This window comes from Rickettsiales bacterium (assembly GCA_029252805.1).
Lineage (GTDB): Bacteria > Pseudomonadota > Alphaproteobacteria > Rickettsiales > JALZUV01 > JALZUV01.
In genome coordinates this window covers 75490-91265 of sequence record JAQXAR010000027.1, presented here as the reverse complement: position 1 = coordinate 91265, position 15776 = coordinate 75490, and the positions used below count along the sequence as shown (strand labels likewise).

17 protein-coding genes are annotated in these 15776 nt (G+C 47.4%); 8 read left to right on the top strand and 9 right to left on the bottom strand.

The features are described 5' to 3' along the window. The first annotated feature begins 15 nt into the window (after positions 1-15). From P8P30_06240 to pelG, 3 genes are read left to right on the top strand one after another with little or no spacing between them, the layout of a single operon-like run. Positions 16-1155 (top strand): hypothetical protein, encoded by a 1140-nt coding sequence (locus P8P30_06240; GenBank protein MDG1287150.1) that lies wholly within the window; start codon positions 16-18, stop codon positions 1153-1155. Then, positions 1152-2651: a GT4 family glycosyltransferase PelF gene (pelF, locus tag P8P30_06235; protein MDG1287149.1), complete on the top strand. Its 1500-nt coding sequence runs from the start codon at positions 1152-1154 to the stop codon at positions 2649-2651. Before P8P30_06240 ends, pelF begins: the two co-directional genes overlap by 4 nt. Before the next feature lie 14 nt (positions 2652-2665). Continuing rightward, positions 2666-4057 (top strand): exopolysaccharide Pel transporter PelG, encoded by a 1392-nt coding sequence (pelG, locus tag P8P30_06230; GenBank protein MDG1287148.1) that lies wholly within the window; start codon positions 2666-2668, stop codon positions 4055-4057. Between the two features lie 159 nt (positions 4058-4216). On the opposite strand, the gene hemA is transcribed toward pelG, so the two are convergent. Continuing rightward, positions 4217-5449 carry a 5-aminolevulinate synthase gene (gene hemA, locus P8P30_06225; protein MDG1287147.1) on the bottom strand — a complete coding sequence of 411 codons (1233 nt, stop codon included), beginning with the start codon at positions 5447-5449 and terminating at the stop codon, positions 4217-4219. Further along, positions 5446-6477 carry a COX15/CtaA family protein gene (locus P8P30_06220; protein ID MDG1287146.1) on the bottom strand — a complete coding sequence of 344 codons (1032 nt, stop codon included), beginning with the start codon at positions 6475-6477 and terminating at the stop codon, positions 5446-5448. The genes hemA and P8P30_06220 overlap by 4 nt, the downstream gene beginning before the upstream one ends. Positions 6478-6482: 5 nt before the next feature. On the opposite strand from P8P30_06220, the gene P8P30_06215 reads away from it, so the two are divergent. Beyond that, the gene (locus tag P8P30_06215; GenBank protein ID MDG1287145.1) at positions 6483-7835 is read left to right on the top strand and encodes a cbb3-type cytochrome c oxidase subunit I; all 1353 of its coding nucleotides are present in this window, start codon (positions 6483-6485) and stop codon (positions 7833-7835) included. Here the strand turns inward: P8P30_06215 and cobA are convergent. From cobA to P8P30_06190, 5 genes are all read right to left on the bottom strand, one after another. Beyond that, positions 7765-8568 (bottom strand): uroporphyrinogen-III C-methyltransferase, encoded by an 804-nt coding sequence (gene cobA, locus P8P30_06210; GenBank protein MDG1287144.1) that lies wholly within the window; start codon positions 8566-8568, stop codon positions 7765-7767. The two genes, P8P30_06215 and cobA, sit on opposite strands and share 71 nt — an antisense overlap. 70 nt (positions 8569-8638) lie before the next feature. Next, positions 8639-9241: a YqgE/AlgH family protein gene (locus tag P8P30_06205; protein ID MDG1287143.1), complete on the bottom strand. Its 603-nt coding sequence runs from the start codon at positions 9239-9241 to the stop codon at positions 8639-8641. Then, entirely contained in the window at positions 9242-10048 is an 807-nt protein-coding gene (locus P8P30_06200) for a hypothetical protein (protein MDG1287142.1), read from the bottom strand. A 30-nt stretch (positions 10049-10078) separates the two neighbouring features. Further along, positions 10079-11119 carry a glycosyltransferase gene (locus P8P30_06195; GenBank protein ID MDG1287141.1) on the bottom strand — a complete coding sequence of 347 codons (1041 nt, stop codon included), beginning with the start codon at positions 11117-11119 and terminating at the stop codon, positions 10079-10081. A 132-nt stretch (positions 11120-11251) separates the two neighbouring features. Then, the gene (locus P8P30_06190) at positions 11252-11515 is read right to left on the bottom strand and encodes a hypothetical protein (GenBank protein ID MDG1287140.1); all 264 of its coding nucleotides are present in this window, start codon (positions 11513-11515) and stop codon (positions 11252-11254) included. Between the two features lie 311 nt (positions 11516-11826). Between P8P30_06190 and P8P30_06185 the strand changes: the two genes are divergently transcribed. Genes P8P30_06185 through P8P30_06175 form a run of 3 tightly spaced genes read left to right on the top strand, consistent with a single transcriptional unit; the run spans position 11827 to position 13071 of the window. Next, the gene (locus tag P8P30_06185; GenBank protein ID MDG1287139.1) at positions 11827-12669 is read left to right on the top strand and encodes a transglycosylase SLT domain-containing protein; all 843 of its coding nucleotides are present in this window, start codon (positions 11827-11829) and stop codon (positions 12667-12669) included. Between the two features lie 35 nt (positions 12670-12704). Beyond that, positions 12705-12881 (top strand): zinc-finger domain-containing protein, encoded by a 177-nt coding sequence (locus tag P8P30_06180; protein ID MDG1287138.1) that lies wholly within the window; start codon positions 12705-12707, stop codon positions 12879-12881. Position 12882: 1 nt separating this feature from the next. After that, the gene (locus P8P30_06175; GenBank protein ID MDG1287137.1) at positions 12883-13071 is read left to right on the top strand and encodes a twin transmembrane helix small protein; all 189 of its coding nucleotides are present in this window, start codon (positions 12883-12885) and stop codon (positions 13069-13071) included. On the opposite strand, the gene P8P30_06170 is transcribed toward P8P30_06175, so the two are convergent. Then, a complete protein-coding gene (locus P8P30_06170) occupies positions 13052-13753 on the bottom strand; it encodes an RNA methyltransferase (GenBank protein ID MDG1287136.1) in 702 nt (233 codons plus the stop codon). The two genes, P8P30_06175 and P8P30_06170, sit on opposite strands and share 20 nt — an antisense overlap. A gap of 45 nt (positions 13754-13798) precedes the next feature. On the opposite strand from P8P30_06170, the gene P8P30_06165 reads away from it, so the two are divergent. Next, entirely contained in the window at positions 13799-14170 is a 372-nt protein-coding gene (locus tag P8P30_06165; protein ID MDG1287135.1) for a hypothetical protein, read from the top strand. On the opposite strand, the gene cimA is transcribed toward P8P30_06165, so the two are convergent. Continuing rightward, positions 14167-15765, bottom strand: coding sequence for a citramalate synthase (gene cimA, locus P8P30_06160; protein MDG1287134.1), 1599 nt, complete (start codon positions 15763-15765; stop codon positions 14167-14169). The genes P8P30_06165 and cimA overlap by 4 nt on opposite strands. Positions 15766-15776: the final 11 nt, after the last annotated feature.

Genomic DNA, 15776 nt, shown 5'->3' with positions numbered 1-15776 from the left:
AACAGATTAGAGACCATGATGCATAATGATTCTACATTAACGGTTGATGATTATCTCGACGGCGCTGACGTCCACGAGGAACATTACCAACCAATTACCGGCGCGCCGCTTGCGATGATCTTCTGTATATTGTTGGCGATTGGGCACGGCTTTAATATTTATCTGCTATTTTGGCAGGGCACTACCCCCCTTATGAATTTGGTTATTCATATTATATTGGTTGCGATTGCTGGGTTCCTCGTTTCGTTGATGGGGCGTGCTGATTTAGATACGCGTTTTGCTCGTCTTGCCTTCGTGTCTACTTCGGTGATGAGCGTACTCGGTGCCGTGGGAACTTTATTGGCGCTGGTTCAAAGTATTTTCTATCTACGTTTTCGCAGTAGTTTTGAAGAATGGTATCAGGCCATTTTTCCGACGCGCAACCTTTCAAATTCAGAGTTTATTGCTGAAGAGATTGAGCTGGGGCGTGATGAACATCCGATTGATTATGCGGTAATGTCTTTTATGGATGTTATTGAAATTGGAAATGAAAAGCAAAAGCGTGATGCGTTAAGTAAAATGACAGCATCTTTCCACCCGACATTCGCAAAATCGTTCAAGCGTGCCTTGATGGATGATAGTAGTGCGATTCGTGTGCAGGCGGCCACCGCCATTGCGCGTATTGAGAACCGTTTTCATGAACGTCTGTTGAAGATTGAAAGCCTGCATCGTGAGCAACCGAAAAATCAGGTTATTTTGAAGGCCTTAGCGGATCACTATGATGATTATGCTTACACGGGCTTATTGGATGAAGGGCGTGAGATGATCAACCGTGAGAAAGCATACGGTTTGTATATGGATTATCTAAATATGCGGCCTGAAGATGGCTCAGTGCGCCCTAAGGTTGGCCGTCTGTTGATTCGTATGAATCGCCATGAAGATGCTGCAAAATGGTTTAAACGTTGCTTGGATGAGGGCTACGGAACCGACTCTATCAAAATGTGGTATATTGAGTCGCTTTACCATATTGGTGATTTTGAAGGTTTGCGCCGTGCTGCAACAAGCTACCAAGTTGATCTAAATCATTATCAAGAAACACAGCCTGAAATTGCCGATAGTATCTACCTATGGTCGCAAGCAGGACTTTCTGAGAAACAAGCGAAGGCCGCAGGATGAGACTAGAAACCGCAGATATTTGCCTAATTCTTGAAGGCACTTACCCTTACGTATCCGGAGGTGTGTCTAGCTGGACGCATGAAATGATTAAGAATCTATCGGATAAAACATTCCATTTGATGTGTATTTTGCCACCCGATGCAGAAGTCGAGCGTAAATACGATATTCCTGACAATGTTGTGGGAATTACGCATGTACGTTTGCAGAACCTTCCGGAAACCAGTAATTTTGTCTCTTTGAAGTCTTTCTTAAAAGGGATTGAAAAGCCTTTGACGGCTGTAACGGGCAATAAGGCTACCGGTGAAGATTATTCTGAGTTGCTGCGCTTGATGCGTGCACAAGGTGGTTTGGGTTATGAAGCCTTGATGGAAGGCGAAGAGGCTTTCGATCTTATTAGCCGTATGTATTTGAATGGTTTTGAAGAAAACTCGTTCCTTGATTATTTCTGGTCATGGCGTGCGCTTATGGGCAGCTTGTTCAGTATTTCATTGGTGGATATCCCGCCTGCGCATATGTATCATACTCTCTCAACGGGCTATGCTGGTATGTTGGCGGCGCGTGCGAAGATTGAAACAGGCAAACCTGTTATCCTAACCGAGCATGGTATCTATACCAATGAGCGTCGCATCGAAGTCGCTTCGGCTGAATGGCTGGAAGAAACCGCTTCTAAAGCGCTGACAATTGACCATGTGCGTAACAACTTGCGTGATTTCTGGTCAGATACATTCTCAAGTTTTTCTCGTATTTGCTACGATGGGTGTGATCATATTTACACCTTATTTGAAGGTAACAAGGTTCTGCAAGTTAATGACGGTGCTGATCCTGATAAAGTCACGGTTATTCCCAACGGTGTTGATGTTGAGCGTTTCTCTAAGATTAAACGTGAATCGCATGATCGTGCGACATTGGCGCTGATTGGCCGTGTGGTTCCGATTAAAGATATTAAAAGTTTCTTGCGTGCGACGGCAATCGTTCAGGAAAATATTCCTGATATACGCGTGCTCTTGATGGGACCGACGGATGAAGATCAGGTTTATTACCAAGAATGTCAGCAGATGACCGAATATATGGGCCTATCTGAAAATGTGACATTCACCGGACAGGTGAATATCGATAAGTATATTGGGCAAATTGATGTGATGGTACTTTCGAGTATTAGTGAAGCGATGCCGCTTACCGTGCTCGAAGTGGGTGCCGCTGCCATCCCTAGCGTAACCACGAATGTGGGTGCATGTAGCGAGATGATTCATGGCGTGAGTGATGAAGATCGTGCGATTGGTGATGGCGGTATGATTGTGCCGCTCTCGAATCCGACGGCATTGGCTGAAGCGATTCTTAAATTGCTAAGTAACGGTGAGCTACGCGAAGAATTAGGCGCGAACATGGCTAAACGCGTGAAGAAATACTATACAAAAACAGATCAAATTTCTGCTTATGAGAATGTGTACTCGCATTATATCGCGTACGGTTCTGGACAGCAAAAGCAAGCAAGTTAAGGACGTAAAAGAACATGGCTGGTATTGGATTTACTCTCAAGAAGCTGACCCAAAAAGATGATCTTTTAGGGGTGGCACATGCTTATGGTGTGGCGATGTTCGCTGCGGCAGGCCCGTGGATTTTTACTATTTTCGCGCTCGCGGGAATTACGAATGTTTACACTAACTTCTTCGGTATGGAAGGGCTTATAAACTTCCGTGTTGTTGTGATTTATAATTTCGCATTCTCACTTGTTTTGTCAGCGCCGGTTTACATGGTCGCGACACGCTATATTGCCGATAATATACATCGAAAAAATGTGACGAATGTTCCGTCTATTATGATCGGTACGATGATCCTGTCCTATGCGATTCAGTTGCCTGTTGGCGCTGTGTTCTATCTTGGATATGTTGATCTACCGCTTAGCATGCAGCTAAGTGCGATGTTGAACCTGTTCATGCTAACGACGGTATGGTTGCTCGGCGTATTCCTGACCGCCTTGAAAGACTATAACGCGGTCGGCTGGGCGTACGGTATCGGTATGGTGATCGCTGTTGTGTTTGCACAAGTGTTGAAAGATATGTTCGATGAAGTGGGAATGTTGAACGGCTTTACCGTTGGTTTGGCCTTTATCGTTTTCTCTCTCGCCGCGAAAGTATTCTCGGAATACGCGTATAAATTTAATGCGCCGTTTGACCTTAATGGCTATTTCAAGAAATATTGGGAACTGGCATTGGGTGGCTTGTTCTACAATGCAGCTATCTGGGTTGATAAATGGATTATGTGGTTCGCGCCGGAATCTTGGGTGCTGCCGAGTAACATGCGTATGTATCCGGATTATGATAGTGCCATGTTCTTGGCCTATCTAACCATCATTCCTGCCATGGCTGTATTTGTATTCGCTGTGGAGACGAACTTCTTTGAACGTTACCAACGTTTCTATGACAATATTCTTGAGCATAAGCCTTTGCGTAAGATTCTCTCAAATCACAAGGCCGTCATTGACAGTATCTCGAACTCAGCGCGTAATTTTATTATTGTACAAGGGACGATCGTTTTCTTGGCTATCGTATTGGCGCCACAATTCTTTGAGCTTATTAACGTAAATAACAAGCAAATCGGTATGTTCCGTATGGGCGTATTAGGTGCATTCTTCCACGTATTGATGCTGTTTGAGATGATTATTCTTTCTTACTTCGATTGCCGTGCGAAAGTCATGTGGCTTGGGCTTCTGTATCTCGTATTGAACGCGGTATTAACGCTCGTCACTCTGCAATGGGGTTTTGCTTACTATGGTTATGGATATTTATTGTCTTCCATGATTGTGTTTGTGATTACGAGCATCATTATGTTTAACTACATTAAGAAGCTTCCGTATCATGCCTTCATTACGAACAATAATTCCATCACGCACGTGAAAGCGTAGCACGAGGAAAACTTATTATAGAAAATTGAAAGAGCAGTCGTAACGAGAAGTTACGGCTGTTTTTTTATGTGGAAAATACAGTGCGATTGAGCATCGCATTTTGATATTGATGTGTATGCAAGTCTGCAGCTAGGTGCAGACGCCCGCTCGTCGATTCGTTTATGCGGCGAGTGCGCTGCGTTGATAATCGCGTGTGATATTGAGGTGTGTGAAGGTCTCGTCCAATGCAGTCACGAGCTCATCGATCATCGCTTCGCTGTGCAGCGGAGTGGGCGTGAAGCGTAAGCGCTCTGTACCCCTTGGAACGGTGGGGAAGTTGATAGGCTGCACGTAGATGCCATATTCTCCCAGCAGCCGATCGCTCGCCTGCTTACAGAGTTCTGCATCGCCGACATAAATAGGGATAATATGGGTTTCACCGTGATTCATGATTGGCAGATGTTTGCCCTCAAACTTTTCGCGTAAGCGTGATACGGCCACGCGTTGGCCTTTGCGTTCTGCATCGCTTTGCATCAAGTGGCTGATGCTTGCATGTGCCGCCGCTGCCTGTGCGGGTGGAATTGCTGTTGTAAATATGAACGCCGGTGCAAAGCTGCGAATCACATCGATCGTTACAGCACTTGCTGCGATATAACCGCCCATTACGCCGTAAGCCTTGCCAAGTGTGCCTTGGATAATATCGATCTTATCCATCAGGCCTTGCTCTTGCGCGAGGCCTGCGCCGGTTTCGCCGTACATGCCAACAGCATGCACTTCATCCAGATAAGTCAGCGCGTTATATTTCTTTGCCAGAGCGATGAACTCGGCAATCAAGCCTGTATCGCCATCCATTGAGTAAATAGACTCGAAGGCGATGATCTTAGGGCGATGCGGTTCGATGTTTTTGAGCAGCTCTTCGAGATGCGCGACATCATTGTGACGGAAGACATGTTTCTCCATCCCACTGCTGCGAATACCGTGGATCATGGAGGCGTGGTTGCACACATCCGAGAACAAAACGCAATCAGGCAAGTGCCTGGCGAGGGTAGAAAGAGCGCCTTCATTGGCGTTATAACCCGATGAGAATACGAGCGCAGATTCTTTTTGATGTAGATCTGCGAGCAGTTTCTCAAGCTCGGTAATATAGTGATGGTTGCCAGAGATATTGCGCGTGCCACCGGCGCCAACACCGGCGCTATCAATTGCGTTTTTCATCGCGGTTAGTACATCTGCATTTTGCCCCATGCCCAGATAGTCGTTGCTACACCAAACGGTGATATCACGGCCGGCGCTGTGGCTGTAGGCTTTAGGGAATTCTCCAACGCGGCGCTGAAGGTCGTTAAATACGCGGTAACTGCCTTCGTTTTTCAACGTAGTAATTGCGCTATTAAACTGAGCTTCGTAATCCATTATGCCAGCCTTATAGCGGTGTTGCGCGTGTAAAGCAAGGCCACAGCGCAGCCTAAAAGCAGCAATGCGACAAATTGATGCAAGGAGGCGAGCAGGATCGGAACATGGTGGATGACCGTCAATGCGCCCAGTGTGATCTGAAAAATCAAAATGATGATGAGACCGTGGCAGCATCTTTGTGCGAAAACGCAGAGCTTTTCTTGTCGCAACTTCGAGATCATCGCGACCAAATAGAGCGTTATAATAACCGCACCGAGGCGGTGAATAAACTGTACCGTGGTTGGGTTTTGATACAGATTATGCCACCAAGGTTCCAGCAGCCACACGCCATTTGGAAGCCACTGATCATTCATGGTCGGGAAGGTATCATAGGCAAGGCCAGCATCTAACCCGGCGATGAGTGCCCCTAAAATGATTTGTGCAAAAATCAGCAATATTAGTCCTAAAGGAAATTTTGAAAAATGAATGATGGGAGTAGGGCGTAACAGCTTCAGCCACTGCCAAAACAGTAAGCTGAAGAGTAAACAGGCCATGCTGAGATGTGCCGCCAACCGCAAAGGACTGACAGAGGGTTCGTTGACTAAACCGCTTTTGACCATATACCAGCCAAGCAATCCTTGGGCGCCACCGAGTAAAAAAATGCCGCTCAATTTAAGGGCAAGAGGACGGCTCACCATTCCTTTGATTAAGAAAAATGCGAAAGGAATAAAGAAGAATAAGCCGGTAAAGCGGCCCAGTAATCGGTGGATATATTCGAGCAAGAATATCCCTTTGAATTCGCTTAGAGTCATTCCGAAATTAATTTTCTGATATTCGGGGGAGGCTTGATAATGCTTAAATTCGGCCTGCCATTCGATCTCACCTAACGGTGGGAATATCCCGTGAATCGGATGCCAATTCACCATTGAAAGCCCGGATTCTGTCAACCGTGTAACGCCGCCCACAACGACCATCAACAGCACCATTACCAGCATGATGCCCAGCCAGATCAAGAGTGGCTTGCGGTTTATCTCTGAAGCGTTAGATTGCACGCGATATGTCTAACAGCGCGCACTCCCTCTTTCCAGCCTTTTCGGAAATTTCTGATGAGCAAAAAGATCAGGCCAAACATTGGCTGAAACTGGCTTTGCTGTCAGTGGCTTTATCGGGCATTGCGCCGCTTGTGTTATTGGCGGGTCGCGCGTCGCTCTATGCCGAAATGGCGAGCGTGAAACAGTGGTTCGTGCCAGTATTGGTTATCCATGTGAATCTGTCGGTTGGCTTGTGGTTTTTGGCGATGACGATGATGCTATGGCGCATTGTACTGCCGGCTAAATTACCCCCACTCTGGCATGGCGCTTCAGCCATTAGCTTTTGTCTGGGAATCGTCATGATGGTGCTCGCACCTTTTGCGGGAGGCGAAGCGTTCACCAGTAATTATATCCCGGTGCAAAATAATCCGATCTTTTTCTTCGGCTTATCGCTGATATTAGCGTCGTTATTGTTGATGCTTGGCGTGTATCTTTGGGCGCTGCTAAGGCAGACGAAACAAAGCTTCGTACAAGGGCTGATTAGTTGTAATGTGCTCGTGCTGCTCACTGTCATTGCCTGTTTCTCATTCTCGGTTATCCAGCATCCGGATGGCTATGGCGGTGAGGGGTATTATGAATCTATCTTTTGGGCCGGCGGCCATATTTTGCAGTTTGTCTATGTGCAAATTGCGATGATCGCGTGGCTTTGGTTAGCGCAGAGGCTTGAACTTGCTTTACCGAAGGAAAACCTCCTCAAAGCTGCATTTGGTTTGCTAACCGTGACGGCATGTTTGAGCCCGCTTGTTTTTCTCTTCGTCGATGTTAATAGCTACTACCATATCAAGTTTTTTAGCTGGCAGATGAATGTAGTCACAGGAACGGTGCCCGGTTTGCTGGCGGCTTACTTGCTGTTCAAATTGGTAAAAGCACCTAAGCGTCCTGCAATTTTTTGGGTACTTTTAATGTCGCTGATATTGTTCTTAAGTGGCGGCTTTGTTGGCTTCTTGATTGAGGGTAGCAGTACGGTGATCCCCGCGCATTATCACGGTTCAACCGTGGGGGTGACATTGGCGTTGATGGGCGTCGCTTATCTATTGCTTCCCGCATTAGGCGGCAAACAAGTCGCACAATGGAAAATGGCAAAACTACAGCCGGTGCTTTACGGGATAGGCCAGCTGCTGCATGTGATCGGATTTGCGATTGCGGGCAGCGAAGGGGCAGGCCGTAAAATGGCAGGCAGTATGGAAGGTGCAACCGAACTTGCACAAGCCGGAATGCAATTGGTGCGGCTTGGTGGAATTCTCGCCGTTATTGGCGGCGGGCTTTTTGTAGTGGTGATGCTTCGTGCATGGCGCGCTGTTCCTGCTCAGACTGATTGATCCAACTGAGCTTCGGCGCGAGCGACACGACCTCACCAATAATGAGGATAGTAGGAGAGGCGAAGCTTTCTTTGACCAGAGCATCCGCAATCGTTTCTAATTTAGAAAGCAGCACACGTTGGTTCGGCATAGTGCCGTTTTGGATCGCAGCGACAGGCGTGTTTGAGTGTCGACCATGACCGATCAATCGTTTGCTAATGAGAGGCGCGTTGGTAAGTCCCATATAAACGACAACGGTCGTCTTATTGCTGGAGAGTGCTTTCCAATCGATACCTGCGGCTTGCTCTTCATTTAAGTGGCCGGTGATGGTTTGGATGCCGTGGCAGTAATCGCGATGGGTTAGCGGGATGCCCGCATAGGCGCTGCAACCGGCGGCGGCCGTTATACCCGGAACGATTTCGAACTTAATACCGGCAGCGGCGAGGGCTTCAGCCTCTTCACCTCCGCGCCCGAAAATGAAAGGGTCGCCGCCCTTTAGGCGCACGACATGTTTGCCTTGCTTGGCTAATTCGACGATGGCGGCATTAGTTTCAGTTTGTGTCATATAGTGAATCTTGCAAGATTTACCGGCGAAAATACGTGGTATGCCGCGCGGAATCAGCGCCAAAATTTCATCGCTAATCAAACGATCATGCAGCACGATATCTGCCTCGTGCAGGCAGCGTTCTGCCTTACGGGTGAGGAGATCAGGATCTCCCGGACCTGCGCCCACTAATGATACAAAACCTGTCATAGCTGTTTTATGCGGCTTAATCACATTAAGCTCAAGTTATTTAATTTATAATTACAAGTTTTGAGTGTAATTAGGCGTGTCCGGCTACGGTGGAGAGCTTGTTGAGATCAATACCATGGGCAAAAGCGGCGCGGTGCCATTTCCTATCGTTGTTTTTATCGAACACAAGATCACTATCTACGGGAACGGAGATCCAGCTATTCTCTTCGATTTCTTCCTCTAACTGTCCCGGCGACCAGCCAGCATACCCAAGCGCAAGGATGCGTTCTTTAGGGCCTTCATTATTGGCAATCTGGCGTAGCAGGTCGATTGAGCCTGAGATGGCCATATCGCCCATTTGCAGCATCGCATCTTGCAGGAATTTATCTTCGTGACGGTAAATAACGAAGCCGCGATTGACCTCCACCGGGCCGCCATAATTAACAGGAGTAGAGCTATTGATTCTGCCTGTAGGTAGGTCAAATTGATCAAACAGCTCGCCGTAATCAACCTTGGGCAGGGTGTGATTGATGATAATACCCATCGCTCCCTCATCGCTATGTGCGCAGATGAGGATAACCGATTGCTTGAAACTGCTGCCCATCACATTGGGAGTGGCAACAAGCAATTGTCCTTCAAGATATCCATTATTACTAGCATTCATGATAAAATCAGTTTGACGTAAACGGCTCATTTACGCAAACCATTCTGGTTGAGTTGTACGATTTAGTTCAATACCGCCGACAGTAACCTTGCCTTCTACAGCGGCCAGTTTATCACGGCGGATGATGGCAAGCCCTTGATGTTGGGCGGAGCTGCGCAATTGTCCGATTTCTCGGTCATCGGCGATAATCGGAGTGCCTGCTTCGGGCAGATGCTCGCCAGAGGCGGCCTCAACATAATGAATGGTTTTATGCACGGTGCCACGATGTTTGGTGCGCGCGACAACTTCTTGCCCGACATAACATCCTTTGGTGAAGCTAACGCCGTTTAAATATTCCAACCCATATTCGGAGACAAACGCGCGATCTTCAATAAAGTCTGAACTATCTGGCACACCACAGGCGATACGATGGGCGTCGTAGGCACTCATTGGCAAGAAAGCTTCGCCGATGAGTGAGGCGCGTGATGCAATGCCGCGATGTTCCATAGCAGGCAGGCGTGGGTCTTGCGGGTAATTCTCATGTGTGCTCAGGCTGGCGACGACGCAAAGGTCTGGGTGTTCGTTAATCGCGACTTTGGCGCGTAGTTTGTAAAGTTTGAGCGCCTTCTTGATATCTTCTAACGATGCTGCCGCAACATCCATGAGCAAATGCCCGTCTTGTTTGAAGAGGAAAAAGTCAAAACGGATCTTGCCTTGCGGGGTTAGCATCGCACTATAGATAGATTGCGCATCTCCCTGTTCGAGGGGCTTAACATCATTTGTCATCAACCCTTGCAGGAAAGAGAAAGCATCTTCGCCTTCAATGGCGAGTATCGCACGGTTTTCAAGTAATATCATGGCTGGGAGATAGGGCTAAAGGATTGGATTTCAAGTATGGATGAAGCGCTTTAGGGCTGTATCAATCTTCTTGCTCACCATCGCAAGAGCGAATTCCTGCTCAACTGCTGCACGTGACTGCTGAGTGAGGAAATCTCGTTGTGCCTGATTGGGCAGCAGGCGTGAGAGTGTGTCGGCCAATGCGCCGATATTTCCGAGGGGTACTAAAAGCCCAGCATCCGGGTGTTCCATGAAAATTTCGCTCGGGCCTTCGCTTTTATAAGCGACGATAGGCGTGCCATGCGCCATTGCTTCGAGCAGCACAATACCGAAAGGTTCGTGCAGAGAAGGCAGGCAAAAGATATCACATTCGGCGAAGAAAGCGGCCTTATCGTCAACCCAGCCGCGTAGTTCGACAATGTCTTGCAGCTTATGTTTTTTGATGAGTTTCTTTAATGCGCCCAGTTCTTCGCCTTCACCACCGATCATGATTTTAAAAGGCAGGCGAGTCATCACTTTGAGTTTGGCGGCTGCTCCGATGAGATGTGCAAAACCCTTCTTCTCAACCATACGCCCCATTGCGCCGATTACGACAGGCTGGGTATTGGGCTTAGCGATTCGAGCAACCGGATAGTGTGGCATACGGACCATATTGGGAATACGGGCGATATGCGTGAGGTTAGAACCTGCATTGACAGCGGTTCGCTGTAAATCTTTGGTAATGGCAAAAATAACATCAAGTTTTTTAAAATGCTTAAGCTTGTAATTATGCGTTACCCCTACATGTAAACCTGCATGTCTCTTGGCTTTATGGGTAAGAGTGAGTGCGCGATTGCCATGAGAGATAGTGGCATCCGGTTTGAACGCCTTGAGCATTCGGCTAAGTCTGAAACCTGCTGTAGGGTCCCAACTGCCTAAATTATTGAGCGTGCTGCAAGTGAGCTCGCCTTCAATATCGGTATTAATTTTGGCTAAAGGGTGGGTAATAGCCAGTACTTCATGGCCAGCCATTAGGAGTGCCTCATTATAATCGAGGAAAGCCTGTTCAATTCCACCAAGCCCTCGGCCAAACATTAGATTCGCAATTCGCATGCGCTTGTGTAGCTGCTTTTATAACTGAACTCAAGGATAGAGCTGACAAAGCCAGCCCGCCGTTAACGGCGAAGCATGGGCAGCGTGTGAGCGCTGCTTCTTTTAAATGAAGCGTATGAGGCATATTAAGGGCTAGTGAATCGTGAGATTTCCTTGCGATATGATTACATTTGATGGTTGGATCAACTCGCTGGCGGCAACCGTCACGGAATGTAGTTTTCCATCTAATTCGCGTTCCCAAAAATCCAAGAATTTCTTGAGCTCAGGGAATTCTGGCAACAAGTCATATTCTTGCCAGACGTAGCTTTGCAGTAAACTGGGGTGATCAGGTAAGTGATAGAGTATTTCGGCGGTGGTTAAGCGATACTCTGTAAGCAGTTTCTCCATTTCAGTCATTTGTGGCACTCCTCTCCTGTTAACCGACAGACTGACCGGAGGGGCTGACAAGGGCAGCCCGCCAGTTTTCTGGCGTAAGCCTATGTGGCGTTTGAACGTCATATGATGAAATCATGTGACTAGGATAACCTTAACAAAGAGTTACTAAAAAATCGTTAAGGCTGAGGAAAAGAGCCCATTTTGTGCAAAATGTTCAAAAAAGATGGTTGCGTTGTTAAGGCTATAGTAACAGTATACGAGTAATAAAGAGAGAGGGGAAAACCCCTCCGATGAAAAGGCACTCTATGCTTAAACGGGGTAAAATTTTGACGATGGCTGCGTTTGCGGTGCTGTTTGTAGCCTTTGCGGCGCAGGCGGATCGCATGTTGGCCGGTGCGCAAGCGTGCACCAAGCATTTCCCCAAAGCTGAGCGTTATCACAATATTCCAACCCATTGGTTGGCGGCGATTGCAGGGCAGGAATCCGGTCGTTATCACAAGCGCTTAGACCTTATGTTACCCTGGCCGTGGACTATCAATGTCAATGGTAAGGGCTATTATTTCGATACCAAGGGCGAGGCGATCAATAAGATTGAGGAATATCGCGCCAAAGGTGTTACGAATATCGATGTTGGCTGCATGCAGGTGAATATGCGTTATCATGGGCATGCATTTGCCAATATCCATCAGGCGCTAGAGCCACGTTACAATGTGGCCTATGCCGCGCGTTTCCTCCGTGAGAATTTTGACGGCTTGCACTCATGGAAAAAAGCCACGGCGGCTTATCATTCCAAGACCCCTTCGCGCGGAGATAAATATTTTAAATTGATCTATAAAAAATGGGATAAACTTATTTCAAAGCTCGGCGCGGCGGCGGATTCGGAAGCTGTATGGTCAGAGCGTCCAAAGATTCGTAAAACGACAGCTAAAAGCAAATATAAAGGCTTTGCGGTGAATGCGAATAAGAAGAAGCAAGCCGCGGTTAAAATGAAAACGATTAAAGTAGCTGATGCTGTCGTTTCTAAGCCGAGGCGTGTCGCCGAAAAGAGCGAATTTGCCAAATCTCGTGAGAATGGCGTGCTAGTGACGCGTCCACCACAGCAGGCTGCATCTTACCGACCGATTGCTGCGAGCCGTAGTTACGAGCCGCAAAAGGCGAACCAATTCGTTTTCTAATTGAGTTTAACGCACGAAACGCGTAAGAATAAAATATGAGTAAAATTGCTATAAAACGCCCTGAAGATATTCTGATTGTTACGACGGATACCGTCACTTGCGATGGTGGAAATCCTGCAATTGGGCATCCTCAAGTTTACTTGCATATTGATCATAAAACCAACGATGTCGTTTGCCCTTACTGCGAAAAACGATTCGTGAAAGAGAGCTAGAATGTCGCCTTTAATCATTCTGATGTTCGTCTTTATGGTGCTGACTGTTTTGGCGCTCGGTCTTGGTTTGTTCGGTATGGCGACAGGCGGCGAATTCAATAAAAAATATGCCAATAAGCTCATGTCACTGCGGGTTTACATGCAAGGCGCCGCGATCGTTTTGCTCGGCCTTATGTTTCTTTTGAAATAGATTTAACCACGCCGTGTAAGCTCTGAATCTCTTGCTGAGTCGGCTCTGCGCGAATGAAGAGATTGCGTAAGTTGCGCCACATCTTGTCTTTCTTCGCCTCTAGTTTCCAAAAGTTCGATGCATCCAGCTTTAGCTCTAACTGGTTGAAGAAATTATGTAGCTCTTGCTGTGAGGCAGGAGGTTCCACATCATGTTCAAGCGATTGATGCTCCGTTTGATACCATTCATAACATAGTACCGCAGCCGATTGCGCAAGATTGATAGACGGACAATCCGGATGCACTGGCACACTCACAATCGCATTGGCGAGCGTCACTTCATCATTACTTAACCCATTATTTTCACGCCCAAAGAGCAGGGCGGTTTTGCCGGTTCGTGGCTGTGCTACCCATTCTTTAGGCGTATAATGCGGCTTCTGCATATCGCGCTGCCGCGCTGTAGCTGCGGCGACCTGCGTGCAATCGGCAATCGCTGCTGCGACGGAATCAAACACTTCTGCCTGTTGAATAATCGGTAATGCGTGGGCTGCCATCGTTTGCGCTGCAGCATTTGGCCAGCCATCACGTGGATTAACAATGCGCAGTTGGGAGGCGCCAAAATTGCCCATCGCACGTGCGACCGCACCAATGTTTTCGCCCATTTGCGGCGCGACAAGGATAAGGGTTAAATCGTTATTGTTCATTAGATTGTAACATTCTGTTGAGTGAAGTTAGTGTATATTGTGATTATGGTAGAGGGACAAACAGATATTCCTAAAAAGAAAAGCATTGCTTGGGCCACTGTGAATGGTGTGTTTATAGGAGCGATGGTTGGCTTAGGTATTAATACTGGAGTTGACCTGGTCTTTGACGACTTAGCAAAAACTTTCCCGGGTAAAGATGATAAAGGTAAAAAATTACCTATCACTCCATCGAAGCGTGACAGCCTTGTTAATCAAATAGTTACCGTGGGTATCGGAGGTTGGATGGCAGTCACTTTTGCTGGAAAATACCGTAGGGAAGCTAAAGAACATAACGCAGAAGTTGATAAAATTTGGGCCGAGCGCGTTCAAGCAGGCGATTTAGCCAAATCTCAAACTACAGAAAACGAACGCTCTTAAAGCGGCTTCACTTTTTCTTTAATCAGGTGGTAGATGATCGAATCATACAGTGCCATGAATGAAGCATCGATCACGTTGGCGGATACGCCAATTGTACTCCAAATATTTCCCTTATTATCACGACTTTCAATCATCACACGCGTCACTGCTTTGGTCGCATCTTGTGGGGTGAGGATACGCACTTTATAGTCTGTTAGCGTAACATCTTTGGCTTTCGGATAATGCTCGCCGAGTGCTTTGCGTAGTGCGCTATCGAGTGCATTGACTGGGCCGTTCCCTTCGGCGGCAGTCATAATATGTTCACTTCTGATACCAAGTTTCATGGTCGCTTCAGACTCATTCACCAATTCGCCTTTTATGTTATGGCGGCGTTCATCGCTGGCGCGAAAACCTTCAACTTGAAAATATTCCGGTACAGTGCCAAGCATACGACGGGCGAGCAAGTTGAATGAAGCATCGGCTGCGTCATACGCATAGCCTTGCATCTCACGGTTTTTAATTTCGACAAGCAGCTTGGCGAGGTCTTTATGTTCTGCTTCTTTTTTGAGCCCCATTTGATTTAGGCGACTCACCACATTGCTGCGTCCGGCTTTGTCCGAAACGAGAATGATGCGTTCATTGCCTACTTCATCCGGCGCAATATGTTCATACGTACGGCTATCACGTGCCATGGCCGAAACATGTAGTCCGCCTTTATGTGCGAAGGCTGCTTCGCCCACATAAGCGGCATGTGGGTTGCTAGGGCGGTTTAAACGTTCATCTAAAAAGCGCGAGAGTCTGGTCAGCTTCTTCAAGTTGGCAGGCTTGACACCCGTGCTATATCCCATCTTCAACATGAGCGACGGGATGATACTGATCAGGTTTGCGTTGCCGCATCGTTCGCCTACGCCATTAAGCGTCCCTTGAATTTGACGAACGCCCGCTTCAACTGCAGCAAGCGAATTTGCGACCGCATTTTCCGTATCATTATGGCAGTGAATGCCGAGTTTTGCATGGGGCAGCGCTCCCTTGATCGCGCGGATAATTGGGCCGATTTCATGGGGCAGGGTGCCACCATTCGTATCGCACAGTACAAGCCAATCGGCTCCTGCCTCATGCGCTGTGGTGAGTGCCTTGATCGCGTAGTCAGGGTTATTTTTATAGCCATCGAAAAAATGTTCCGCATCAAACATCACTTCACGCTTTTGTGATTTTGCGTGAGATAGGCTATCAGCAATCATGCTCAAGTTTTCTTTGAGGGAGACTTGCAGCGCTTTTTCAACTTGAAAATCCCAGCTTTTTCCGACTAAGCAAACACTGCCTTTATGCCCGTTAAGTACAGCAGATAGTCCAGGGTCATTCGATGCAGAGCATCCCTTTTTACGTGTCATACCAAAGGCGGTGAGGGTGGAGTGCTTTAGCTTGGGTGGTTTTTCAAAGAACGTATCATCATTCGGATTTGCACCCGGCCAGCCGCCTTCAATATAGTCGATGCCAAAGCTATCCATTTCACGTGCGATGGCCAGTTTGTCGGAAACAGAGAAATCCACTCCACGTGCTTGCGCGCCATCGCGCAGCGTGGAATCGTATAAATAGACTCGTTCTTTTTTGCTCATATAGGAATGAA